Source organism: Corallococcus sp. EGB (assembly GCF_019968905.1).
GTDB lineage: Bacteria > Myxococcota > Myxococcia > Myxococcales > Myxococcaceae > Corallococcus.
Genome location: NZ_CP079946.1, coordinates 8,527,097 through 8,550,422, shown reverse-complemented (window position 1 = coordinate 8,550,422; position 23,326 = coordinate 8,527,097). Strand labels below are relative to the sequence as shown.

The following is a 23,326-nucleotide window of genomic DNA, read 5'->3' as shown; positions in this document are numbered from 1 at the left end:
CTTCAGCCCGGGGTGGGCAGGGTGAAGCGGTAGAGGACCTCCAGGTCCCCTTTGCTGAAGCCCTTCACCACCTCGTGGTGGATGTCCTTGCGGCCGCTCAGGTACGCGAGCCCGCCGGCGGCGAAGCCCATCACCGCGAGCTCGAAGTAGATGTGCGGGCGGGGCACGCCGGTGATGCGCAGCTCCACGGTGTCGCCCTGCAACTGCGCGGTGAGCTCGCCTTCGGTGAAGTAGCCCTTCCAGATGCCGGGGGTGAAGAGGGCGAAGCGGCGGAAGTCGTCCTTGCCGAACATCGTCTTGAGCTGGCCCTGGCCCAGCGCGTACTCGGCGGATTTGACGCCGTATTGCCAGTAGGCCTTGGTGTCACCGGCGTAGAAGCGCTGGGTGAAGGCCTCGTTGAGGCGCAGGAAGGCGTCCGCCGGGATGCGCGAGACGGGCATGATGAGCTGCCCGAAGACGGGGTCCCGCTTCGCCTGCTCCGAGAGGAAGGCCTTCCACGCCGGTTCGCCGAAGGCCTGCACCGCCATGGTCTGCCGTGCGAGGAATGCGACGCCTTTGACATCCATCCGTATGCCTCCCACCGGCCGCTCCGTGTTCGTCGCGGACCCCAGCCGGATCATCTTCCGCATTGTGTCTTGAGACATCCTCCCCGGGCGATACGCACCGTGGCAACTCGCTGGGTTGTTCGTCCTCCGCGCACGGTGAAACCTGTCATCGCGGACACAGTGCCGCACTGAAGGTGTATCCGGGGCGGCGGGTGGGTGCTGAGGGGCTCAGGTTCCGGACGCGGGGGGGTCCGGCGTGGCGGCGTCCAGCTTGAGGAGCACCTTCTCCAGGACGCGGAAGAGGGCCTGGCGGTCATCCGGGTCGAGCATGCCCATCACCACGCCCATCGCGCGGTGCATGGAGCGGTCGAGCTTGGAGAAGGTCTGCTTGCCCTTGTCGGTGAGCCGGCAGCGCACGATGCGCCGGTCGTTCTCACCGCGCTCGCGGACGATGTGACCTTCGCGCTCCAGGCGGTCCATGACGCCGGTGACGGTCTTTTCGGTGACGCCCAGTCGCCGGGCCAGCTCCCCCATGGTGAGCGAGCCGTCCAGGCCCAGCCACAGCAGGGCGTGCACCTGGGGCGGCGTGAACTGGAACTGCTCGCAGGTGCTGGCGATGGGGTCACGGAGGGAACGGCGACGGCCCAGCGAGAACATCAACTCGTGCATCCGGTCGATGTCCTTCGTGAGCGCTTCATCCTCTTTGTGGATATTCCGTGACACAGAGTATTCATTAGCGGCGGGGTGCGGGCCGGTCAACTTGTAGGCTCCAAAGAGCCTCGGGGGGCACCGGGGGCGCGGGAGGAACGGGTGATGCGACACGCATGGTGGGGACTGTTGCTGGCGTGGGTGGCGGTGTCGTCGGCGCGAGCGGAGGAGGTGCTGGTGTTCGCGGCGGCGAGCACGACGGACGCGCTCCAGGCGCTCGCACCGGCGTTCCAGCAGGCGTCGGGGCACCGGGTGCGGTTCGCCTTCGGGGCGTCGAGCGACCTGGCACGCCAGGTGGTGGCGGGGGCGCCGGCGGATGCGTTCCTCTCCGCGGACGAGGCGAAGATGGACTCGGTCGACCGGGCAGGGCTCGTGCAGGCGGGCTCGCGGGTGGACCTGCTGTCCAACCGGCTGGTGGTGGTGGTGCCGGCGGGGTCGACGCTGAAGGTCTCGGGGCCGGCGGGCCTGAAGGGGCTCAAGCGGGTGGTGCTGGCGGAGCCGGCGGCGGTGCCGGCGGGGGTGTACGCGAAGGCCTGGCTGACGAAGGCGGGCGTATGGGCGGACGTGGCGCCGCGCGTGGTGCCGGCGGTGGATGTGCGGGCCGCGCTGGCGGCGGTGGAGGCGGGGCGGGCGGACGCGGGCGTGGTGTACGCGACGGACGCGGCGGGCTCCAGGAAGGTGCGGGGGGTGTTCACGGTGCCGGAGGGAGACGCGCCGCGCATCGTGTATCCGGCGGCGGCGCTGACGCAGGGCCGGTCGCCGAAGGGAGGGCTCGCGTTCGTGCGCTTCCTCCAGACGGAGGACGCGCGGAAGGAGTTCCGACGGCTGGGCTTCCTGGATGCGAGCGCGGCGAAGGCGGCGCCGGACGCCGGCGTGACGGGCACGGCGTCTGGCGCTTCGGGCGGCGCGGCGGCGTTGGACGCAGGCGTGCTCGAGGGCGCACCGGCCGGGACTCGCGGCGGGGCTCCGGACGCGGGCAAGGGGCGCCCCGCGCCGTGATGGACGAAGGGCTGATGGGGCTGGTGCTGTTCACGGTGGCGGTGGCGGCCCTCTCCACGGCGCTCATCCTGGTCCCGGGCGTGGCGGCGGCGTACGCGCTCGCTCGCTGGAAGGGGCCGGGGCGCGGAGTGGTGGAGACATTGCTGGCCCTGCCGCTGGTGCTGCCTCCGACGGCGGTGGGCCTGGTGCTGCTGGAGCTGCTGGCGAGGGACTCGGTGCTGGGGCGACTGCTGGATGCGCTGGGCGTGGAGGTGGTGTTCACGCCGAAGGCCGTGGTGCTGGCGAGCGCGGTGATGGCGTTCCCGCTGCTGGTGCGCTCCGCGCGAGCGGGCTTCGAGGAGGTGGATCCACGGCTGGTGGCGGTGGCGCGCACGCTGGGGGACACGCGGACGCGGGCCTTCTTCCGGGTGACGCTGCCACTGGCGTGGCGCGGAGTGCTCACGGGCGCGCTGCTCGCGTTCTCACGGGCGCTGGGCGAGTTCGGCGCGACGGTGCTGGTGGCGGGCAACATCCCCGGGAGCACGCAGACGCTGTCCCTGGCCATCTTCCAGCGCACGCAGGTGGGGCAGGACGCGGAGGCGCTGAAGCTCGCGGGCGTCTCCGTGGTGCTCGCGTTCGGGGCCATGTACGTGACGGAAGTGGTGACGCGCCGGCGCGGGGCCCGGGGGCTCGCTTGAGTCAGCTGGAGCTGTCCCTGCGGCTGCCCCTGGCTCGCTTCGCGCTGGAGGTCGAGGCGCGCTTCACGTCCGCGTCGGTGGCGGTGTTGGGGCGCTCGGGCTCCGGGAAGACGTCGCTGCTGGAGGTGCTCGCGGGGCTGCGGCGCGGCGCCACGGGGCGTGTCGTGGTGGAGGGGCGCGTGCTCCTCGACACGGCCGCTCGTGTCGACGTGCCGCCCGAAGCGCGCCGCATGGGCTACGTGCCGCAGGACGCGTTGCTCTTCCCGCACCTCACCGCCGGACAGAACGTGCGCTTCGGCGTGCGCGCCGGACGTCCGTCGCGCGTGGACGAAGCGGTGCACCTGCTGGAGCTGGAGCCGCTGTTGCATCGCTACCCGGTGACGCTGTCCGGGGGGGAGAAGCAGCGGGTCGCGCTGGCACGGGCGCTCGCCACGGATCCGGCACTGCTGCTGCTGGATGAGCCGCTGGCCGCATTGGACGTCGCATTGAAGGAGCGCGTGCTGCCGTACCTCCTGCGCGTGCGCGATGAAGCCCGGGTGCCCCTGCTCTACGTCACCCACCAGCTCGGTGAGGCCCGGGCCCTGGCCCGCGAGGCCCTGCTCCTGGACGGCGGCGCGGTGAAGGCCGTGGGCCCGGCGGACACGGTGCTGGGCACGGTGGCGCGAGGACTGCTCACGGGGGAGCCCGAGGAGAACATCCTGGAAGGGACGCTGGAGCATCCCGCGTCCGGGGGGACACAGCTGCGTGTCACGGAAGGTCTGTCGCTCTGGGTGCCGGATGCGCCGGAGCTGCCCCCAGGCACCCGCGCCGCATACGCGGTGCCCGCCGAGGACATCCTGCTGTCCACCGGTCCGCTGACCGGCGTCTCCGCGCGCAACGTGCTCGAGGGCGCGGTGACGAAGCTGGAGGAAGCGGGGGCAGGGGAGTCCGCCGCCCACGTGGACGTGGCGGGCGTGCACTGGGTGGTCCGCCTCACGCGCTCCGCCGTGCGCGAGCTGGGCGTCGCGCCGGGGCTGCGCGTGTACCTCGCGGTGAAGTCCTCCTCCTGCCGCCGCCTGCTCCAGGATGTCCGGAGGCCGAGCACGGCCTCACCCGCGATGCCCGGCCGAGCCGCGACCTGACGTCTCACGGCGTGCCCTCCATTACCGCTTCGCTCCCGGCTTCTTCGCCCCTCCGCGTCCCGTCTTCGCGTGGTAGCCCTCCACGAGCATCCCCAGCTCATGGACCACGGACATCGCCGTGTCCTGCGGGATGCGCGTGTCCTTCAGCCGGTTCTGTGCGGGGATGAGCACCAGGCCCGTGGCCCCGGAGAAGTCCGTCCGGGTGAGCGTGCAGCCCCGGAAGTTGCTCCCGGTGAGGTCCGCGCCGGTGAAGTCCGCGTCCGTCAGGTCCATGTCGAAGAAGTTCGCCTCGCGCGCCACGCAGCGCACGAAGGACGTCTGGCGCAGGCTCAGCCCCACGAACGAGCTGTAGGGCATGCCGCACTCCTCGAAGCCCACCTCCGGGTTCGGCGCCACGCCCGTCCAGTCGATGCCCATCAGCTTCGAGCCCTCGAAGCGCACGCCCCGCAGCCGGATGGCGTTGAAGTTCGCGCGCGTCAGGTTGCAGCCCTGGAACACGCACGCCTCCAGGAGCGCGTCCTTCCACCGGCCCTCCTGCAACTCACAGTTCAGGAACGTGCACCGGTAGAACTCCTTGTCGCCCAGGTCCACGTTCTGGAGGTCCAACCCCTCGAACGTCTCGTTCTCGAACGCGTCCTCCTGCTGGAGCCGCTTCACCACCGCGCTGTCGTCCTGGGCCATGCCGGCCTTATACCGGCCCGCCGTCACGCCCGCTCCAAACGCGAAGGGCCCGGCCGCCAGGACGGCGCGCCGGGCCCTCCACGGCCTCCTCGCTACTTGGCCACCAGCACCAGCAGACCGCGGCCGCACACGCCGTAGTTCGCGGCCTCGCCGCCAATCAGCTGCGCGCTGCCCGGATTGAGCACCACCTGGTTCGGGCCCTCGGCCCACGAGCAGGTGTCCGTCACGCGGTACCACTGCTTGCCATTGCCCGGCCACGGCAGCAGGAAGTTCACGGAGTCGGACCAGCCGTTGTACGCGACGTAGATGGCGTTCACCGTCGTCTCACCGAACTCCGTCGCGTCGATGCGGTAGGCCAGCGCGTGCTTGCTCGGGTCGTTGAAGTACGGCGCGTCCGGCATGAAGCCATCCGGCTTGAACCAGCGGTGCTGCTCCATCACGTTCCCGTTGCCGTCCGTCGTGGCGTAGAACGCCGCCGGACGCAGCGCCGGGTGCGCCTTGCGGAACGCGATGAGGTTCTGCGTGAACGCGCGGAAGTTGGTCTGGTCCGTGTTCCACGTGTAGTTCAGCCAGTTCTTGTCCGAGTCCAGGTTGTACGCGTTGTTGTTGCAGTACTGCGTGCGCAGGAACTCGTCGCCGCCCGTGATCATGGGCACGCCCGCGCTCAGCATCAGGAACGCGATGCCGTTGCGCGCCGCCTGCCGCTGGAGCAGCGCGTTGCCTCCCTGGTCCCAGCTGTGGTTGCTGTCCTCGCCGCCGTCGGACGGGCCGTAGGGCCACGCCTGGCCGTTGTTCTTGCTGTTGCACGAGTACAGGTCCTTCAGGGTGAAGCCGTCGTGGGCCACCATGAAGTTCACGGACGCGGCCGGCTTGCGGCCGTCATTCGTATCCCCATACAGGTCCGACGAGCCCGCGAAGCGCGTGGCCAGGTCCGACGGCAGCACGGGCTCCACGCCCAGCTGGTTCTGGTCCTTGCGGAAGACGTCGCGGAACGCGCCGTTCCACTCCCGCCACTTCGCCGGGAAGTTGCCCACCTGGTAGGAGTTGCCGCCAATGGCCCACGGCTCCGCGATGAAGTCCGTGCCCGCGCCGCCCGCTTCCGGACGTGGATCCAACTGCGTGGTGATTTGATTGAGCGCCGTGTTCGGGTTGTCGCGGTTGTACTCGTAGCCGCTGTGCGTGGCCGTCTCGTGCTCGTAGATGTTGCCCAGCACCGACGCCAGGTCGAACCGGAAGCCGTCCACGCCCAGCGTGTCCTTCCAGTACGACAGCGAATGCAGGATGACGTTCCGGGCCACGGGGTTGAACGTGTTGAAGTTGCCGCCCACGCCCGTGTTGTCCCAGTTGAACTGCATGTCCTTCGTCAGGCTGTAGTACGTGGGGTTGTCCAGGCCCCGGTACGACATGACGTTGTACGTGCTCGGGTCGCCGTTGATCCACCCGCCGCCCTCGCCAGTGTGGTTGTAGACCACGTCCACCAGCACCTTGATGCCGGCGTCGTGGAACGCCTTCACCATGGTCTTGAACTCGCGCGTGGGGCCGCCCGGCGTCTGGTCGCACGCGTAGCGGCGGTCCGGCGCGAAGTAGCTGAGGCTCATGTAGCCCCAGTAGTTGTCGCCCGTGGTGCTCGCGACCTTGTCGTTGTTGCCGTTGTCCGTCTCATGCAGCGGCAGGAACTCCACCGCCGTCACGCCCAGCGCCGCCAGCTGCGCCGCCTTCTGACCCGCCGTCTTGTAGGTGCCCAGACAGGCGGCATCCAACCCGGAGCCGGTGTCCTGCTTCGTCAGGCCGCGCAGGTGCACCTCATAGACGATGTCGTCCTTGAAGGCGCGCGTGGGCTTGGTGCCGGTGGCCGTGGTGTCCGGCGCCAGCACGATGCCCTTGGGCGCGTACGGGCCGCTGTCCTTGTAGCGGTGCAGCGGGCCGGACGCGAACACCGTGGCGTCCGCGTTGTTCGGGTTCACCGGATCGTGGGACAGCTCCAGCGCGTACGGGTCCCACAAGAGCTTGTTCGGGTTGAAGCGGTTGCCCGCGGCGTCCACGTCCGCGACGAAGCCCACCGTGTTGTTCGTCTTGCTCCAGGTGGAGCTGTAGGTCCAGTTGGGACCCCACGCGCGGTAGCCGTAATAGACGGTGCCGGTAATGCCATAGGTGTTCTTCAGCGTGGCGACGGAGACGGACTTGGACCAGACATTGGTCGTCGCGTTCTTCGTCATCACATAGCTCACGGACTCCTGAGCGCCCTGGGCCGTCTTGTAGATCCACACCTCGATGCGCGTGGCGCGCGACGAGTAGACGTTGAAGTCGATGTTGGCCTGCGTGGCGTCGTACTTCGCGCCCAGCGTCCAGGTGAGCTCCTGCTCGCGCTGCGCGATGTCCTCCACGGCGGGGGCCGCGGGGGCGGGGGCTTCGTCAGGCGTTGCCGGGGAAGCGCAGGAGACCAGCGCGGAGGCGAAGCCCACGGCGACGAGGGGATGCCACCGCGTGAGCCAGGGGCTCCGGCGGTGACGACGGGGAGGGGTCAGCATGTTGTGGCTCCAGACGCGGCAAGCGGGGTTCACGACCGCTGCAAGCCCACCGGGCCCGCGACTGCCCGGGGCCACCGGTTCACCACCCCCACGACAGTGAAGTCAACCGCACGTCCCCCCACCCATGCACGCAGGCCCGCTCGCGTGCAACGCAAGACATGGCCCGGTGCGTCAACGCGTGGGACCTCCCTGTTCCACGAGGGAGGCCCCCGCATGGGAGCGGCGCTCAGGGCGCGGGGACGCAGGTCTTGCTGGCCCCACACACCAGGTCGTGTTGGCAGTCCTCGTCCGCCACGCACGCCTTGCCCTCGGTGCAGTCGTAGCCGGCGCCGCCGTTCATCCCGTTCACCTTGAAGTCGACGTTGGAGATCTTCTCGGTCATCGCCTGGTTGCCGATGGTGCCCTTCAGGTTGTGGGTCAGGTTCACGATGGTGCTGTTGGTGCCGACCGTCGCCGTGATTTCGAAGGGATCCGTCACCGCGTTGATGGCGTCCCGGATGATGAGCGCGACCTGCGTCGCGGGCGTGGTGCCCGTGTTGGACAGGGCGACCCGCTGATTGGCGGGGTTCTTGAGCTTGTTGTCGCGGTCCACCTCGAAGGTGACGGGGGTGTTGAGGCCGTCGCTGATGGTGAACGTCTCCCCGTCATTCATGTTCGTGCTGGCGGAGGCCGTGATGGTGCCCGTCGCCGCCCGGAGCGTCTTCAGCTGGCAGTCCGCGCTGCACGAGCCGCAGGTGGGGTTGCCGTCGTCGCAGGTCTCGCGGGTCGAGTCCACGACGCCGTCGCCGCAGACGTTGCCCTGGAGGTTGAGGACCGTCTGGCAGTCGCTGCTGCACCGCTTGCAGCTGGCCTGGCCGTAGGGGCAGGCGGTCTCCGTGATGAGGTTGCCGTCGTCACAGGTCTCATGGGCCGAGTCCAGGACGCCGTCGCCGCAGACGTTGCCCGTGGCGGGGATGAGCTCCTTGCAGTCACCGCGGCACACCTTGCAGCTCGCCTGACCGTAGGGGCACGAGGACTCCGTGACGGTGTTGCCGTCGTCGCAGACCTCGTTGGCGGAGCTGACGTCCTGCACGCCGTCGCCGCAGACGTTGCCCTGGAGGTTGAGGATCGTCTGGCAGTCGCTGCTGCACCGCTTGCAACTGGCCTGGCCGTAGGGGCAGGCGGTCTCCGTGATGAGGTTGCCGTCGTCGCAGGTCTCGTGGGCCAGGTCCGCCACGCCGTCGCCGCAGACGTTGCCCTTCACCGTCAGGATCTCCTTGCAGTCGCCGCGGCACACCTGGCAGGTGGCGGTGCCGTAGGGGCAGGCGGTCTCCGTCTTGGTGTTGCCGTCGTCGCAGACCTCGTTGGCGGGGTTCGGGTCCTTGGCGCCGTCGCCGCAGACGTTGCCGTGGAGCGTGAGGGTCTCCTGGCAGTCATTGCGGCAGGCCTGGCAGTCGGCCTGGCCGTAGGGGCAGGCGGTCTCCGTCTTGGTGTTGCCGTCGTCGCAGACCTCGTGGTCCGCGTCCTTGACGTTGTCGCCGCAGACGTTGCCCGTGCGCGACAGGACCTCCTTGCAGTCGAAGCGGCACACCTTGCAGGTGGCGGTGCCGTAGGGGCAGGCGTCCTCGGTCTCGGTGTTGCCGTCGTCACAGGCCTCGTGGGTGGCGTCCTTGACGTTGTCGCCGCAGACGTTGCCCTTCAGCTCCAGCCGCGTCTTGCAGTCGCTGCTGCACGCCTCGCAGGTGGCGGTGCCGTAGTCGCACGCGGTCTCCGTCCGGGTGTTGCCGTCGTCGCAGGACTCCGGGCGGTCCGGCCCGTTGACGTTGACCACGCCGTCGCCGCAGATGTTCGGCTTGCAGGTGCTCAGGCAGTCGTCGTCGTCGCGCGTGTTGCCGTCGTCGCACTGCTCCTTCGCCGCCGTGTTGGTGACGCCGTCGCCGCAGGCCACGGGCGTGCAGTCCACGTCGCAGATGGGGGAGTTGGGCCCGTCGTCGCACTGCTCGCCCGCCGCGGTGTTGAGGAACCGGTCGCCGCAGGCCGCGGGCGTGCAGTCCGCGTTGCAGGTGCGGGAGTTGCCAGCCGTGTCGCACAGCTCGCCGCGCGTGGCGTTGGTGAAGCCGTCGCCGCAGAAGGCGATGGTGCAGTCCGCGTCGCAGGTGGGGCTGTTGACGGGGCCGGGGTTGTCGCACTGCTCGCCGGCCGACGTGTTCACCACGCCGTCGCCGCAGGCGCGCAGCGTGCAGTTGGCGTTGCAGTAGGCGGACTCGCCCTTGTCGTCACACTGCTCGCCCGCGGTCCGGTTGACGATGCCGTCGCCGCAGACGCGCACGGTGCAGTTGATGTTGCAGGTGGCGGACTCGCCCTTGTCGTCGCACTGCTCCTCGCCGTCGCGCACGCCGTTGCCGCAGCCCTCCGCGGAGCGGCAGTCCGCGCTGCACCCGTCCTCGCTGACGTTGTTGCCGTCGTCGCAGATTTCACCCTTGATGGTGTCGAGGACGCCGTTGCCGCAGGTCTCGTTGGACTTGCAGTCGGAGCTGCACCCGTCGCCGTTGATGTTGTTGCCGTCGTCGCACTTCTCACCCTTGGCCACGTCCACGTAGCCGTTGCCGCAGCTCTCCTGGGAGAGGCAGTCCGCGCTGCACCCGTCGCCGCTGACGGTGTTGCCGTCGTCGCACTTCTCCCCCTTCGAGGGGTCGGTGTAGCCGTTGCCGCACGTCTCGTTGGACAGACAGTCCGCGCTGCAGCCGTCGCCGCTGGTGTTGTTGCCGTCGTCGCACTTCTCGCCCACGGCCGTGTCCGTGACGCCGTTGCCGCACAGCTCGTTGGACTTGCAGTCCGCGCTGCACCCGTCGCCGTCCTCCGTGTTGCCGTCGTCGCACTTCTCGTTGGTGACCCGGTCCACGACGCCGTTGCCACACGTCTCGGTGGACTGGCAGTCGTGGCTACAGCCGTCGCCGTCCACGACGTTGCCGTCGTCACATTGTTCGTGGTCCTGGATGACGCCGTCGCCGCAGTCCGTGGAGATGCACGTGGCCTGGTTGGCGGCGCACTTCATGCCGTCCGGACACACCAGCCCCGCGGGGCAGTCCACGGTGGTGGCCTGATAGCAGGAGGAGAGCAGCAGGAGCGGCGCGGCCACGAGCAGCAGGGCGCGCACCAGGAGGGAGCCGCCCGGGGGCGGGGAGGTGGGGACGCGTGTCATGTGGGAGAGCCTCTAGAAACGGAACGTGGCGACGGCACCGCCTGAACCCGCGCCGAGGAGCGGGGTGACCTGCACGGTCGCCGCCTCCTGGCCCGGGTCGATGCGGTACGGCTTGGGTTGATTGAGGACCGCGAGGACCGCGCCGGTGACGATGACCGCGCCGCCCACGGCGTACCCGGCGATGGCGCCGGACTGCATCAGGTTGCCCTGGGAGCGCTCGTTGGCGACGGCGGTGGGCGGCACGCAGCCTCCGCACTCGGCGATGCCGGACTCGAAGGCGCGGAAGTGGTCGCGGGACTGGCTGTGGAGGAAGGCGCTGCCGCCCGCCACGGCCACGCCCGCGCCCATCACCAGCCAGGGCATCGCGGCGGACCAGCGGCGCTTGTAACGAATCAGGTCGTCGGAGGTGAAGAGCCTCAGGTCCAGCGTCGTCGTCTCACCGGGCAGGAGCGTGCGGCTCTGGTCGCTGGGCACGAAGCCCGCCATCGTCGCGACGATGCTGTGCGCGCCGGGGCGCACCAGCCCCTCGTAGCGGCCGGGGGCCACGAACAGCGTCTGGCCGTCCATCGTCACCGTGGCGCCGGGCGTGGCGCAGGTGATGTCCACCCGCGCCAGCTGCCGCTCCACCAGCGTCTTGTAGTTGCGGGCGTACTCGAACTTCTCCTTCTCCAGCGGCGCCGGCCCGAAGCGCAGGGCCGCCACCAGGTGCTCGTGCACCTCCACGGGCTGGTCCAGGTTCATCAGCGCCAGCGCGAGGTTGTAGTGGATGGCCGGGTGGTCCCATCGCGCCAGCGCCAGGCGGTACTTCTCCACGGCCCGCACGAAGATGGACTCCTTCAGGAGCACGTTGCCCTCGGCGAACAGCGCGAGCGCCGCGTCCTGGTCCGCCTTGGGGATGCCCTTCGCCCAGGGGCGCTCCTCCGAGCCCTCGGGCGCACCCGCCGTCGAGCCCTCCAGCGCGCTGCTGGCCTGCTCCCTCGAAGCCTCCTCGGCTCCGGGCGGGGAGGGGGGCGCGGCCTGGGAGAGGGGCGCGTCCGCGGGCGCCTGCGCGGCCTCCTCTGGGGGGCCCTTGCGCCGCCGCTTCGCGCCGGTGCCGGACAGCTTCGTCCTGCCCGTCGTCTTCGCGGCGGTGGACTTCTTCGCGGTCCCCGCCGTCCTGGACGTGACCGTCTTCTTCGTGCCCTGGGATGTCCTGGTGGTGCTCGTCCGCGGCGCCGGCTCCTGCGCCCACGCGGGCACCGTCTCCAGCGCCAGCAGCACCGACAGCACGAACGCGGACCTGCTCATCACCCTGTTCAAGATGCTTCTCACTTCAGGACCTCGATGACCGGACTGCCGAGCTGGGATTGCAGGCGGGAGACGCGCTCCTTCTCCCGCTTGAGCAACGTGGAGAGTTCTTCCGCCGCGCGGAGGGCGTCCTCGCGGGCGTCGCGCGCGGACGCGGCGCTCTCCTCGGCGCGCTTCTTCGCGCTCCGGGCGCGCAGCTGCGCCTCTTGGGCCCGCTTCAGCGCGGACACCAGCTCATCGTTCTTGCTGAGCAGCTCCTGGTTGGCCAGCGCCACCTGTTCGTTGGCCGCCTCCGCCGCCTGCTGCGCCTTCTGGCGCTCCAATTCCTTGGCCTGCACCTCGGCCAGACGCTGCTTGGCCTCGGCCTCCGCGCCGCGGGCGTTGGACTCGGCGGCGCGCGCGATGATCTCCGCCGCCTGCGCCGCCTGGGCCTGCTTCTCGGCCTCCTGCTGCGCGTTGCGGATGACGACGAGCGCCACCACCGCCGCCACCACCAGGAGCCCCAGGAACGTGGTGCTGCCGATGAGCAGCGCCTGCTTCAGCCGGCGGCCCTTCTTCGCCTGCGCGAACACCGCCGTGAGGAAGTCCTGCTGCACCTGGGGCAGCTCCCCCCGGTAGCGCCGCTGGAAGCGCTGGGCCTCCTCCACCAGTTCGCCGCGCCACAGGAGGTGCGGGTCGAAGTGCTTGCCCTGCCACTGCCGGGCCGCGTTGCGCAGCTGCTCCAGGAACGCGGAGTCCTCCTGGCCCTCGTCCAGCCAGCGCCGCAGCGTGGGCCAGCTGTGCAGGAGCGACTCGTGGACGATCTCCACCGTGGCGCCCGTGGCGCCGCCGCCGGTCTGCACCACCAGGAGGCGCGCCTGCACCAGGTGGTCGATGAGGCGCTGCATCTCCCCGGTGTCCTTCGTCAGCTCGCGCAGCTCGTCCAGGGACACGATGGCGCGCGTGCGCTCCGGGGTGACGAGCCGCAGGAAGAGCGCGCGCACCAGCGTGCGCTCCTGCGTGGACAGGCTCTCCAGCACGCTGTCCGCGTGGCTGGCCAGCGCGCCCGCGATGCCGCCCATGGCCTGGTAGGCGCTCTCCGTGAGCAGGCGGTTCGTGACGTCGCGCGCCTCCCACAGCTGGGTGGCGGCGAACTGCAGCAGCGGCAGCGCGCCCTGCGTCGCGTCCAGGTGCTCCAGCATGCTGGACACCATGGCGGGGCTCTCGAACTGGTAGCCCGCGCGCTCCGCCGGCTGCACCAGCGCGTCCTTCAGCCCCTCGCGCGACGGCGCGGTGAGGAAGTAGAGCCCCTGGCTGAGCTCCGACATGAAGCGCTCGTCCTCCGGCACGCGGTCCAGGAAGTCCGAGCGGATGGAGAGGATGACGCGGATGGGCGTGGTCGCGTCGTCCGCGATGCCGGACAGGCACGCGGTGAAGGCCAGCCGCTCCTGCGCGTCCGGCACCAGCGTGTAGAGCTCCTCGAACTGGTCGATGAAGAGCAGGATGCGCCGCTTCTCGCGCCGCGCGCGGCTGCGCAGCACGTTGCCCACGTAGCCGGGCTCCGCGCGCAGCCGCTCCACCACCCGCTGCTGCTCCTGCAGGTCGTCCTCGATGGTGGTGGACGAGCTCATCAGCGGCGCGACGATGCTGGCCAGCGCCGACAGCGGGCTGCGTCCGGGCCGGATGACCAGGGCCTCCCAGGGCGTGCCGGAGCGCTTGAGCACGGGCACCAGGCCCGCGCGCACGAACGACGACTTGCCCGTGCCGGAGGGGCCCACCACGGCCAGCAGCGGCCGGTCATTGATGCGGTTCACCAGCGCGGCGATTTCACGGGTGCGCCCGAAGAAGCGGTCCGCGTCCGCCTCCTGGAAGGAGCTGAGGCCCGCGTAGGGGCTCTCGTCCACGCGCAGCTCGCGGCTCATGCGGCCGGGGAGGAAGGGCTCCAGCGCGCGCAGGAGCGAGGCCGCGTCCGGATAGCGCTCGTCCTTGCGCTTGAGCAGGCAGCGGTCCACGACGGCCGCCAGCTCCTGCGGCACGTCCGGCGCCATGCTCTTGAGCAGCGGCATGGGCTCGTCCAGCATGCCCGTGACCATCAGCTGCGGGCCGCGCAGCGGATCCAACGGGTGCTTGCCGGCGAGCATGCGGAACAGCATCAACCCCACGGCCCAGATGTCCGTGCGGTTGTCCACGGCCACCCCGATGCCCCACTGCTCCGGGGACATGAAGGCCATGGTGCCCATGATGGCGCCCTTGCGGGTGAGGTTGGACACGTCCTCGCCCAGGCCCTCCACCGAGTGCAGGCGCGGCTGGACCTGCGGGCCGCCCGCGGGCGCCTCCGCGGGCTCGTCGCCCTGGAGCACCTTGGCGATGCCGAAGTCGAGCACCTTGATGGCGCCCGAGTCCGTCACCACGATGTTCTCCGGCTTGAGGTCGCGGTGGACGATGCCCTGCTCGTGGGCGCACGCGAGCGCCTTCACCACCGGCACCATCAGCTCCACCGCGCGCGCGGGCGGCAGGCGCTGGTTGCCCAGCACCTTCGTCAGCGGCTTGCCCTGCAGGTACTCCAGCACCATGAAGGGGCCGCCAGCGAACTCGCCCACCTCGTAGATGATGACGATGTTCTCGTGGCTGCACCGCGCGGTGGCGCGCGCCTCCAGGATGAAGCGCCGGGTGATGTCGGCGTCCTCGCTGTGCAGGAACTTGATGGCCACCCGGCGTCCCAGCCGCACGTCGCGTGCGAGGAACACCGTGCCCATGCCGCCGGAGCCCAGCTCGCGGATGAGCTCGTAGTGCTGCAGGCGCATGCCCGGGCGCAGCGCGTGGCCCTGGATGGAGGGGTGGGTGTTGTTGCCGGTGTCACCGGTGCCGCCCGTGCCCGGACGCGACGGCCCGTCCCAGGTGGACGAGGAGCCCGTGTTCGACGAGCCCGTGTTCGACGAGCCCGTGTTCGAGCGTGCCGGCGGCTCCACCGGCGCCGGAGCCTCTGCGAAGAGGGACTCCACGTCCGCGGCCTGGGTCCGGTCCGCGAGATCCGAGGGCACACCTGTCACGCCTGCCGCGGGGGGACTGCGCCGCGCGGCACCTGCTTCGTTCTTCATCATGTCCAGCCACTTTTCCCGTGACGCATTCACAGCCATGGCGCGACCCGGGCGCCTCCGCCCGATGCATCCATGCGCTGGCTACAGCCCCCCGGCCCTGCCACCCCGAGCCGAAATCATACACGGACACTGAATCGCGAACAGTTCACCGCCCCCTGAAACAGGCGTGTCTGTTTTGACCTTGTGGGAGCGGGAGGGCAGACAGCCAGACGGTGCAACGCCATGTGACATCCGCCCGCACGCGCATGCGAAGCGAGCCATTGGAACGCCGTGACACAAGTGTGTCACGCCGCCCTCACGTTCCATATCGAGTGGACTGTTATTGTAACGCGCTCCGTCATGTTGAGCCGCCGCTAGAGTGAAATAAGGCGCTCTCTAGTAAAAATCCAATCAATCTGTTTTTCTTGATTGAAAAAGGGAATTCATGGTTACTGGGGGTCCCATGGTTCCTTCCACTCCGCCGCGGACGTCTCCCCCTGGTCCTTCGCGAGGCCGGGCGTTTCCCTGGGCATTGGGGGGTGCGGGCCTGGCGGCCGTGGTGGCGGCCGTGGGGTTGCTGTGGCGTGGCGGTGATGGCGCACCGGCTCCGTCCGCTGTGGCGGCTCGTGTCAAAGCCACACACTCCGTGGGGGCGCATGGCGGCGGTGGAGGTGGGGGCGCGGCCGCGTCCGGCGTGGAGGAGGCGGAGGCCGCGGAGCGCCGCTTCTCGGAGCAGACGTGCTTCCCGGAGCTGGCGCGCTTCAACGACGGCGTGACGCTGGAGACGTTCCGTGATTGGGCCGCGCCACTGCTCGCGTCGAAGGATGCGCTCGTCCGCGACTACCTGAAGTCGAAGCTCGCGGAGCTCATTGGCGACGACGCGGGGAGGGCGGGGCAGGTGGTGGACTGGGCCCGGGACGCGCAGGGCGCGGAGTTCAAGGTGCTGCTGTCGGGCCTGCGGGAGTCGGACGCGGTGCAGAAGCCCCAGGTCGCCGCGCGCCTCTTGGAGGCGGGGATGGACCCGAAGCTGCCCATCGAGCGGCGAGCGGGCCTGCTCTCCGCGCTCGACACGCAGAAGCACCTGACGCCGGACGCGATGGACCGGATGGCGGACTTCGCGCGAGACCCGGCGTCCACCGAGGCGGGCTGGGCCGCCACGCGCACGCTCGGCCGCGTGATGGCGCGCGAGTCGGAGAACCTGGGCGACGCTTCGCCCTACCTCGACCGGCTCCTCACCATCGCCACGGACGCGCCGGACGAGCAGATCCGCCACCTGGCGCAGACGGCGCCGCTGCACAACTCGCCGGTGCTGGACGCGAAGACCACGGACCGCTTCGCGCGCATCCTCCAGAGCGAGGGCAACGAGGACGGCCGGGACGCGGCGGCGCAGGTGCTGGCCATGTCCGACGACAAGGAGCGCGTGCTGAAGCTGTTCGCGGACTCCTTCCCGCGTGAGCAGTCCGTGTGCGTGCGCTGGGCGCTGTTCCGCTTCTCCGCGCGCGTCGCGGGCCGGGAGGCCCTGCCGGTGATGGCGAACATGGCGGCGGTGGATCCGCGCTTCCAGCCGCTCTACGCAATCTTCGAGACGCTCTACGCCCAGGGCAACGTCGACTTCATCCGCGTCTGGAACGAGCTGCCGGACCAGAACCCCTTCGGCTGCATGGACCGCCACCAGTAGGAGCCCGCCGCATGCCCCGCTTCCTCCAAGGTCTTCGCGCGTTCGGGGGCCTGGCGCTGATGCTCGCGTCCCCGCCTGTCATGGCCCAATCCGCGCCCTCCGCCGCGAAGCCCGCGCTGAGGGGCGAGAGCTGTTCGGTGCAGGGGCTGATGGATCAGCTCCGCGAGGGACTGCAATCCAACTCCAAGGCCTACCGCGACTATCTCAACGCCGTGCTGCGCGAGGCCGCCGTGTCGCTGCCCTCCGGCGAGCTGCACGCGGCGTTCGACCGGGAGACGGACCCGGCGATGGTGGAGCAGCTGGCCGCGGCGCTGGTGGCGCGCAGCGAGCGCGAGGCGGAGAAGGACGCCATCCAGGCCGTGGCGCGCCGAGCGCTGGAGGACCGCGACCCGTCCGTCCGCGCCGCCACCGTCCGCGCCATGCGCCGCACGGGCGCGCTGGAGAAGACGGGGGACATGTACGAGCGGCTCATGCGGGACGACTCGCCGGAGGTCCGCAGGGAGGCGGCTCGGAACCTCATCGAGGACAACCAGTATGTCTATTCGGGCCACCACGGCCCGGCCACGGACCTGGCGGTGAACGCGGCGATGGCGTCCAGCGACCCCCAGGTGACGGCGAAGATCCTGGAGTCGCTGGACACGCGCAAGCTGGGGCCGGAGGCGGGGCAGAAGCTGCTCGGGATGCTGGGCCACGAGAGCGCGGACGTCCGGCGTGCGGCGGCGCTCGCGATGGGTGGGGTTCCGGCGGCGCAGATGGGGCCCGCGCGTGAGGCCTTGGTGGGCATGTACCAGGGAGAACGGGACGCGGGGGTGCGCAAGGCGCTGGTGCAGGGCATCGCGGAGCTGGGCTTCGCGGGCGCCGTGCCGGAGCTGCGCAGGTTGCGGAGCGTGGACCCGGCGATGGCGCCGGAGATCGACGCGTGGATCCGCGCACTGGAATCAGGCGTTCAGGAGTGGGACCTGCTCCTGAGAGAGAAGCAGCGGCTGCAACAGGTCCATTGAGCGGCACCCTCATGGGCTGGACCCACCGGCCCGAAAGGAACACCCCCGATGCGTCACATGAAGAAGAAGGCCTTCGCGGCCATCCTGGCCCTCGCGGTTCCCTCGGTCGCGGCCGCGTACTCGTACACGGTGAAGTCGCCCTTTCCGGGCACGGTGACGGCGACGACGTACTACTCCAGCGGCACGTTCCACGGCGCGGTGGACATCTCCAGCGGCCGTTGCAACTACTGGGGCGTGGAGACGGGCGTGATGGCGTCGCTGTCCTGGGACGTGACCATCCGCACGTCGGGCGTCTATTGCAACGGCACGGGCAGCGGCACGCAGAACGAGGCGAAGCACGCGTTCGCCAATGGCAAGACGTTCCGCCTGTGGCACTTCATCAAGACGTCGGATTCATATGACCGCACGTGCAACCGCTGCCAGGTGGGCAACGAGGGCGGTACGGGCAACGCCACGGGTGCCCACGTCCATATGCAGTATGACAAGGCGGGCAGCAACCTGACCGGCTGGTACTCCGGCTACACCACCAAGGGTGAGGCGGTGGACCGCTCGGAGACCGTTGGCGTGCTGGAGTAGTTCTCGAGGTGACCGCCGGAGGCGGAGCGCCGTGAGGGCGCTCCGCCTCCGGTGGAGTTGGGGAATCAGAAGCAGGAGCTGTTGCAGTACGGCGCGCCGTTGCGCTGGGTGCAGCAGATATTGCCGTTGGAACACGCGCCGTTGACGCACGCGGGGCGGCAGAGCCCTTCGTTGCCAGAGGTATAGGCACAGACGGTGTCGCCCGGGCATGCGCCGGTCTCCGACTCGCACGCGAGCCCCTGCTCCTGGGCTCCGAGGAGTTCGTCGGCGGAGGTGCTACCGCCGCAAGCCGTGAGACCGACAACACAGAGCGCCGCGACACACAGGGAACGCCACATGGATGCCTCCAGGGTTCAGGTGGGACGGCTGGAGGATACATGCGCTGGAGCAGGAGCGTTCGAGGTGTGAGCGGATGCCGCGATGCAGAACTGTGCGGCCCAGCACAGCAGCAATCCCTTGCATCAACGACACGGGCCGAGGCTCGAGAGCGTGCGCTCCTTGCCTTCAGGAGTCGCGGATAGGTCAAGAAAGACTCGATTGCGTCAGGAATGTTTCCAGTGACTCCGGGTCCGCGACTCAGGCCGGGGGCGGCGCGTCGAGGGCCACCGCGCTCCGTCCCCGGCGCTGCTCGCGGACCCAGTGCTTGGAGGCGTGGAGCTTGCGCAGCACGCCCTGCAGCGACGGCTGCTGGCTGGCCATGAGCAACAGGTAGCTCCACACGGGGCTGCCCCGGCGGCTCAGCAGGGAATGGGCGAAGGACATCGCGTCCTGGTTCACGTGGTCGGGGACGTTCTCGAACCACTCGGCGCTGCTGCGCGCGGCCAGCTGGATGCCCATCAGGGCTTCGCGCCGCTCCTTGTCGTAGGCCTCCAGCGCGGCGGGCAGGTTCACCGGGTGGGCCCGCAGCTGCCGCGCCAGCCCGATGGCGTCCTGCATGGCCAGCTTCGTCCCGGAGCCGATGGAGAAGTGCGTGGTGTGCGCGGCGTCGCCCATGAGCACGACGTTGTCGTGGTGCCAGCGCGCGTTGGTGACGCGCTTGAAGTTGAGCCAGGACGCACGGCCCATGCCCTTCGACTGATTGAGCAGGGATTTGCCCTGGAGCCGGCTGTGGAAGATGCCCTCCAGCTTCCGGATGGTGGCGTCCGGTCCCAGCGTGTCGAAGCCCAGCTTCTTCCAGGTCGCCTCCTGGCACTCCACGATGCAGGTGCTGGTCGCGTTGTTGAAGCGGTAGCCGTGGAACCAGATCCAACCCGCGGGCGTCTCCTCGAAGGCGAAGGTGAAGGCGTCGAACACCTTGTCGGTGCCCAGCCAGAGGTACTTGTTGCGTCCCTCCTCCACGTGCGTCTGGAAGTGCTGCGCGTGGCGCTGGCGGAGCCGGCTGTTGACGCCGTCACAGGCGACGACCAGGTCCGCGTCCATGTGCGCGGAGAGGTCCGTGCCGTCCTGCTCGAAGCGGACGTCCACCCCCAGCCCCGTCGCGCGCCGGACGAGGATGTCCAGCAGCCGGTCGCGCCCCAGCGCGAAGCCATAGCCACCGATGTGCGTCGCGTGCCGGCCGCGCAGGTATATCTCCTGGGTGTCCCAGCGCGCCGCGGCCTCCGCGATGCGCCGCGCGCTCACCGGGTCGTTCCGGTAGAGGTCGTCCAGCAGGTCATCCCAGAAGACCACGCCCCACCCGTACGTCACGCCCGGAGGGTTGCGCTCGACGACGGTGATGTCGTGCTTCGGGTTGGACAGCTTCGCCAGGATCGAGAAATAGAGCCCGGCAGGGCCCCCGCCAACACAGACCATCTTCATTACGTCCCCCCAAGCGCACGAACGGCCGGATGCTAGCGGCCTGTCTGGGAAAGCGACGCTGGTCGGGAGCGCTGTCTGTCGTTGCTGGCAGGACAGAAAGGGATTGCAAGGCTTTCAGCGGCTCCGGCCCGCGCGCCGCCGGCCCGGAGCGGCGGGCCCGGAGGACGGGGGCAGGTGTTCAGTCAGGAACGCGAGGAAGGCCGCGAGCCGGCGGCCCGGTTCGCGGCCGGCGGTGTGGACCGCGTGCAGGTCGATGTCCGGCAGCATGAAGCGGTCCAGCGCGGACACCAGGTGGCCGGAGGCGAGCAGGGACTCCACATCCCAGGTGGACTTGAGGATGACGCCCGCGCCCGCCAGGGCCCAGTCCTTCAGCACGCCGCCGTCGTTGGCGGTGCGGTCCCCGGACACGCGCACGTGGAAGACGCGGCCGTCCTCGTCGCGGAACGCCCAGCTCGTCTGCGGCGCGCCCGGCCGCGCGAGCACCAGGCAGTTGTGGCGCGGGAGGTCCGCGGGCCTGCGCGGCGGCGGGTGGCGGGCCCAGTACGCGGGCGCCGCGCACACCACGCGCCGGCCGGAGACGATGCGCCGCGCCGTCAGCCGCGAGTCCGCCAGCGGCCCGAAGCGCAGCGCCACGTCGATGCCCTCCTCGATGAGGTCCAGCACCCCGTCGCTCAGCACCAGCTCCACGCGCACCCCCGGGTGGAGCCGGAGGAACGCGTCCACCAGCGGCGCCACCCGCGCGCGGCCGAAGTCATTGGTGGCGGTGACGCGCAGGAGGCCGGTGAGGGGGCCCTCGCGCCCGCCCGCGGTCGCCTCGCTCTCCGCCAGGTCGGCCAGGATGCGCACGCAGTCCGCGCGGTAGCCCTCGCCCTCGGGCGTCAGCGACAGCCGGCGCGTGGAGCGGGCGAGCAGCCGCACCCCCAGCCGGGCCTCCAGCCGCTGGAGCCCCAGCGTCACCGTGGAGGGCGCCACGCCCCGGGCTCGCGCGACGGCGGACAGGCTGCCGCGCCGGGCGATGTCGAGGAACAGCTCCATCTCGTCGAAGCGATCCATTGTTCGAAAATATCGAATGCTGGTTTGCGCGGCGTGGCCATTGTTTCGGAGGCTCGCGGACCGCATACCCTCGGGCCAGCGCCGTTCTCCTCATTTCCCCGGGACACCCCATGCGCATCGAACTCACTGGAAGGATTGCCCTCGTCACCGGCTCCACGGCCGGCATCGGTCTGGCCGCGGCGAAGGGGCTGGCGGCGGCGGGCGCCGCGGTCATCGTCAACGGCCGCACGCAGCAGGCGGTGGACCGCGCCATCGCGGCGGTGCGTGAGGCGGCCCCGGGCGCGACGGTGAAGGGCTTCGCCGGCGACCTGGGCACGGCGGAGGCCTGCAAGGCGCTCGTCGCGGCGCACCCCCACTGCGACATCCTCATCAACAACCTGGGCATCTTCCAGCCGAAGGACTTCTTCGACGTGCCCGACGAGGACTGGAGCCGCTTCTTCGAGGCGAACGTCCTGTCCGGCGTGCGGCTGTCGCGCGCGTACCTGCCGGGGATGCAGAAGCAGGGCTGGGGCCGCGTGGTGTTCGTCTCCTCCGAGTCCGCGCTGAACATCCCGACGGAGATGATCCACTACGGCGTCACCAAGACGGCGCAGCTGTCCGTCGCGCGCGGCCTGGCCAAGCGCATGGCGGGCACGGGCGTCACGGTCAACTCGGTGCTGCCGGGGCCCACCGTGTCCGACGGCTTCCGCCAGATGGTCCGCGAGGAGCACGAGAAGACGGGCCGCTCCTATGAGGACATCGCCGCGGACTTCATCCGGGCGAACCGGCCCAGCTCCATCCTCCGCCGCGCCTCCAGCGTGGAGGAGGTGGCGAACATGATTGTCTACGTCGCGTCGCCCCAGGCCTCCGCCACCACCGGCGCCGCGCTGCGCGTCGATGGCGGCGTGGTGGACACCATCGCCTGAGCGTTACGGGAGGACGTCCACCGTCGCGGTGACGGTGGTCGGGTCCCACCAGTACGCGGCCACGACCGTGATGGTCAGCCGCTCGGTGCGCGTCGCGGTGAACTCCGTCGAGGTCGGCGAGTCCTTCAGGCCCACCTGCTGGTCCCAGACGTAGGGCGCGGCCACGTCCGCCCCGAAGACGGAGGCGAAGGTGAGCACCTCGTTCGACGAGGGCGCTCCTCGCGCGGAGGACTCCGTGGTGAACCGGTAGTGCGTCCCGGCCACGGCGTCGAACTGGAGCACCCGCACGGCGCCCGCGGAGAGTTCGGTGGACAGTGGGGTCCCCGGGAGGAGCGTGCCCTGGGCCGCGAGGCTCTGCTCGCTCACCTTCAGGGTGTAGGGCGCGCGCGTCAGGCCGTAGAGGTCGAGCAGGTCCACCTGGAAGTTCAGCCGCTCCGCGCGCCGGGACAGGAACAGCAGCGGGTGTCCGCTCATCATGATGGCGCGGGGCTGCTCCACATAGAGCTCCTGCCGGGACGCGTCCATCACGCGCAGCTCGATGTCGCCCGAGTGCTCCACGCGGTAGGCGGGCGCGGTCGCGTCCAGGAAGAAGCCGTGGGGCGTGCTCCGGTACACGTGCGCGGACACCGGCTGTCCCAGCGACAGCGCCGCGGGCGGCACGTAGGCCTGGGGCGTGAAGGACGCGATGTTGCTGCCACCCAGCCGCCCCAGGTCGTTCATCACGAAGACCCGGTAGAAGTACTTCATTCCAGGCGCCTCGGGGCTCTCGAAGCGCGTGTCCTCGCGGTCGGTGGTGACGTGGATGAGCGTCCCCGTGGACTCGTCCAGGCCGGACGTGGTGTGGCGGTACACCTTGTACTCCCGGAAGCCGCGCGCGAAGGCCCGGCTCCACTGGAGCACCACCTTCGTATCCTCCACCGTCCGCGCCCCCTCCTGGGCCGTGAGCTCCACGGGCACCGGCAGCGTGAGGGTTTCGAGCTGCACGTCCCCGGAGACATTGACGTCGCGTTGGTCCTCCACGGCGGCGCCGTCCTCTTCGAAGCGGAGGTGGAGCGTGTGCGCGCCGGGCTTCACCCTGCTCAGGGTGAAGCGGCCCGTCTCATCCGTCCGCGTCAGGATGCCTGCGCCGAGCGTCACCACGGCGGCGGGGACGGGCCCCCGCGCCGACAGCACCTGGCCCGAGACCTCGAACCCCTCCTCTTGTGCGCAGCCCGATGCGAGGACGGCGCACAGCACGGCGGTGCCCCAGCCCACGAAAAAGCGAGTCATGTGGATTCCCCTGCACGGCCCGGCCGCCGCCGCGCGACCGTAGCCGAGTCGTGACGGGAGCCGCCAGGAACGTGCGCGGCGCATCCGCGGCCCTGCAACCCGGGCGTCTGTGAGGCCGGCCTGCCATGCACGTCCGTCAGCCCGGATGCCTCCATCCCCCAGGAGTGTCAGCCGGACGGCGTGCGGTGCCACGCCAAGGGCCAGGGGGGTGACCCCGGCCCGGTCTACACCGGCTCCTGCGACCTGTGCATCGAGCCCGCCCCG

General features: G+C 70.2%; 18 protein-coding genes. 7 read left to right on the top strand and 11 right to left on the bottom strand.

All coding sequences use genetic code 11. The annotated features are described in order from the left end of the window. Positions 1–2 precede the first annotated feature (2 nt). Together KYK13_RS34840 and KYK13_RS34835 are read right to left on the bottom strand one after the other, a co-directional pair. On the bottom strand, positions 3–566 hold the full coding sequence (locus KYK13_RS34840) for a hypothetical protein (RefSeq protein ID WP_223638737.1): 564 nt from the start codon (positions 564–566) through the stop codon (positions 3–5). A 207-nt stretch (positions 567–773) separates the two neighbouring features. Further along, on the bottom strand, positions 774–1,214 hold the full coding sequence (locus tag KYK13_RS34835; protein WP_223646917.1) for a MarR family winged helix-turn-helix transcriptional regulator: 441 nt from the start codon (positions 1,212–1,214) through the stop codon (positions 774–776). A gap of 144 nt (positions 1,215–1,358) precedes the next feature. Here KYK13_RS34835 and modA point away from each other — a divergent pair, with 144 nt between their 5' ends. From modA to modC, 3 genes are read left to right on the top strand one after another with little or no spacing between them, the layout of a single operon-like run. Then, positions 1,359–2,252, top strand: a complete 894-nt coding sequence (modA, locus tag KYK13_RS34830; RefSeq protein ID WP_223638734.1) for a molybdate ABC transporter substrate-binding protein — start codon at positions 1,359–1,361, stop codon at positions 2,250–2,252. Further along, complete coding sequence (modB, locus tag KYK13_RS34825; protein WP_223646914.1) at positions 2,252–2,929, top strand: molybdate ABC transporter permease subunit; 678 nt, start codon at positions 2,252–2,254, stop codon at positions 2,927–2,929. The genes modA and modB overlap by 1 nt, the downstream gene beginning before the upstream one ends. Then, a complete protein-coding gene (gene modC, locus KYK13_RS34820; RefSeq protein ID WP_223638731.1) occupies positions 2,926–4,050 on the top strand; it encodes a molybdenum ABC transporter ATP-binding protein in 1,125 nt (374 codons plus the stop codon). The genes modB and modC overlap by 4 nt, the downstream gene beginning before the upstream one ends. A gap of 21 nt (positions 4,051–4,071) precedes the next feature. Here the strand turns inward: modC and KYK13_RS34815 are convergent, their stop codons facing one another. The 5 genes from KYK13_RS34815 to KYK13_RS34795 all read right to left on the bottom strand — a co-directional run bounded on the left by KYK13_RS34815 (position 4,072) and on the right by KYK13_RS34795 (position 14,807). Next, positions 4,072–4,731, bottom strand: a complete 660-nt coding sequence (locus tag KYK13_RS34815; protein ID WP_223638727.1) for a pentapeptide repeat-containing protein — start codon at positions 4,729–4,731, stop codon at positions 4,072–4,074. 92 nt (positions 4,732–4,823) lie between these two features. Next, a complete protein-coding gene (locus KYK13_RS34810) occupies positions 4,824–7,259 on the bottom strand; it encodes an isoamylase (protein WP_223638724.1) in 2,436 nt (811 codons plus the stop codon). Between the two features lie 226 nt (positions 7,260–7,485). Continuing rightward, positions 7,486–10,440: a DUF4215 domain-containing protein gene (locus tag KYK13_RS34805; RefSeq protein ID WP_223638721.1), complete on the bottom strand. Its 2,955-nt coding sequence runs from the start codon at positions 10,438–10,440 to the stop codon at positions 7,486–7,488. 12 nt (positions 10,441–10,452) lie between these two features. After that, positions 10,453–11,727: a hypothetical protein gene (locus KYK13_RS34800; protein ID WP_223638718.1), complete on the bottom strand. Its 1,275-nt coding sequence runs from the start codon at positions 11,725–11,727 to the stop codon at positions 10,453–10,455. 20 nt (positions 11,728–11,747) lie between these two features. Next, complete coding sequence (locus KYK13_RS34795; RefSeq protein WP_223638715.1) at positions 11,748–14,807, bottom strand: serine/threonine-protein kinase; 3,060 nt, start codon at positions 14,805–14,807, stop codon at positions 11,748–11,750. A gap of 622 nt (positions 14,808–15,429) precedes the next feature. Between KYK13_RS34795 and KYK13_RS34790 the strand changes: the two genes are divergently transcribed. From KYK13_RS34790 to KYK13_RS34780, 3 genes are read left to right on the top strand one after another with little or no spacing between them, the layout of a single operon-like run. Beyond that, positions 15,430–16,461, top strand: a complete 1,032-nt coding sequence (locus KYK13_RS34790; RefSeq protein ID WP_223638712.1) for a hypothetical protein — start codon at positions 15,430–15,432, stop codon at positions 16,459–16,461. An 11-nt stretch (positions 16,462–16,472) separates the two neighbouring features. Next, on the top strand, positions 16,473–17,462 hold the full coding sequence (locus tag KYK13_RS34785; RefSeq protein WP_223638710.1) for a HEAT repeat domain-containing protein: 990 nt from the start codon (positions 16,473–16,475) through the stop codon (positions 17,460–17,462). Positions 17,463–17,510: 48 nt separating this feature from the next. Next, positions 17,511–18,038, top strand: coding sequence for a hypothetical protein (locus tag KYK13_RS34780; RefSeq protein WP_223638709.1), 528 nt, complete (start codon positions 17,511–17,513; stop codon positions 18,036–18,038). 65 nt (positions 18,039–18,103) lie between these two features. Here KYK13_RS34780 and KYK13_RS34775 read toward each other — a convergent pair whose 3' ends face one another. The 3 genes from KYK13_RS34775 to KYK13_RS34765 form a co-directional block, all read right to left on the bottom strand. After that, positions 18,104–18,376: a hypothetical protein gene (locus KYK13_RS34775; protein ID WP_223638707.1), complete on the bottom strand. Its 273-nt coding sequence runs from the start codon at positions 18,374–18,376 to the stop codon at positions 18,104–18,106. A gap of 238 nt (positions 18,377–18,614) precedes the next feature. Continuing rightward, positions 18,615–19,835, bottom strand: a complete 1,221-nt coding sequence (locus KYK13_RS34770; protein ID WP_223638705.1) for an FAD-dependent monooxygenase — start codon at positions 19,833–19,835, stop codon at positions 18,615–18,617. 114 nt (positions 19,836–19,949) lie between these two features. After that, a complete protein-coding gene (locus tag KYK13_RS34765) occupies positions 19,950–20,888 on the bottom strand; it encodes a LysR family transcriptional regulator (RefSeq protein WP_223638703.1) in 939 nt (312 codons plus the stop codon). Positions 20,889–20,998: 110 nt separating this feature from the next. Here KYK13_RS34765 and KYK13_RS34760 point away from each other — a divergent pair, with 110 nt between their 5' ends. Continuing rightward, positions 20,999–21,793: an SDR family NAD(P)-dependent oxidoreductase gene (locus KYK13_RS34760; protein ID WP_223638701.1), complete on the top strand. Its 795-nt coding sequence runs from the start codon at positions 20,999–21,001 to the stop codon at positions 21,791–21,793. 3 nt (positions 21,794–21,796) lie between these two features. Here the strand turns inward: KYK13_RS34760 and KYK13_RS34755 are convergent, their stop codons facing one another. Continuing rightward, on the bottom strand, positions 21,797–23,062 hold the full coding sequence (locus KYK13_RS34755; RefSeq protein ID WP_223638699.1) for a carboxypeptidase-like regulatory domain-containing protein: 1,266 nt from the start codon (positions 23,060–23,062) through the stop codon (positions 21,797–21,799). Positions 23,063–23,326 lie beyond the last annotated feature (264 nt).

Bases quoted from the DNA above. Each gene is read 5' to 3' on its own strand.
- KYK13_RS34840 (WP_223638737.1), bottom strand. From the start codon at position 566: ATGGATGTCAAAGGCGTCGCATTCCTCGCACGGCAGACCATGGCGGTG.
- KYK13_RS34835 (WP_223646917.1), bottom strand. From the start codon at position 1,214: ATGCACGAGTTGATGTTCTCGCTGGGCCGTCGCCGTTCCCTCCGTGAC.
- modA (WP_223638734.1), top strand. From the start codon at position 1,359: ATGCGACACGCATGGTGGGGACTGTTGCTGGCGTGGGTGGCGGTGTCG.
- modB (WP_223646914.1), top strand. From the start codon at position 2,252: ATGGACGAAGGGCTGATGGGGCTGGTGCTGTTCACGGTGGCGGTGGCG.
- KYK13_RS34815 (WP_223638727.1), bottom strand. From the start codon at position 4,731: ATGGCCCAGGACGACAGCGCGGTGGTGAAGCGGCTCCAGCAGGAGGAC.
- KYK13_RS34810 (WP_223638724.1), bottom strand. From the start codon at position 7,259: ATGCTGACCCCTCCCCGTCGTCACCGCCGGAGCCCCTGGCTCACGCGG.
- KYK13_RS34805 (WP_223638721.1), bottom strand. From the start codon at position 10,440: ATGACACGCGTCCCCACCTCCCCGCCCCCGGGCGGCTCCCTCCTGGTG.
- KYK13_RS34800 (WP_223638718.1), bottom strand. From the start codon at position 11,727: ATGAGCAGGTCCGCGTTCGTGCTGTCGGTGCTGCTGGCGCTGGAGACG.
- KYK13_RS34795 (WP_223638715.1), bottom strand. From the start codon at position 14,807: ATGATGAAGAACGAAGCAGGTGCCGCGCGGCGCAGTCCCCCCGCGGCA.
- KYK13_RS34785 (WP_223638710.1), top strand. From the start codon at position 16,473: ATGCCCCGCTTCCTCCAAGGTCTTCGCGCGTTCGGGGGCCTGGCGCTG.
- KYK13_RS34780 (WP_223638709.1), top strand. From the start codon at position 17,511: ATGCGTCACATGAAGAAGAAGGCCTTCGCGGCCATCCTGGCCCTCGCG.
- KYK13_RS34775 (WP_223638707.1), bottom strand. From the start codon at position 18,376: ATGTGGCGTTCCCTGTGTGTCGCGGCGCTCTGTGTTGTCGGTCTCACG.
- KYK13_RS34770 (WP_223638705.1), bottom strand. From the start codon at position 19,835: ATGAAGATGGTCTGTGTTGGCGGGGGCCCTGCCGGGCTCTATTTCTCG.
- KYK13_RS34765 (WP_223638703.1), bottom strand. From the start codon at position 20,888: ATGGATCGCTTCGACGAGATGGAGCTGTTCCTCGACATCGCCCGGCGC.
- KYK13_RS34760 (WP_223638701.1), top strand. From the start codon at position 20,999: ATGCGCATCGAACTCACTGGAAGGATTGCCCTCGTCACCGGCTCCACG.
- KYK13_RS34755 (WP_223638699.1), bottom strand. From the start codon at position 23,062: ATGACTCGCTTTTTCGTGGGCTGGGGCACCGCCGTGCTGTGCGCCGTC.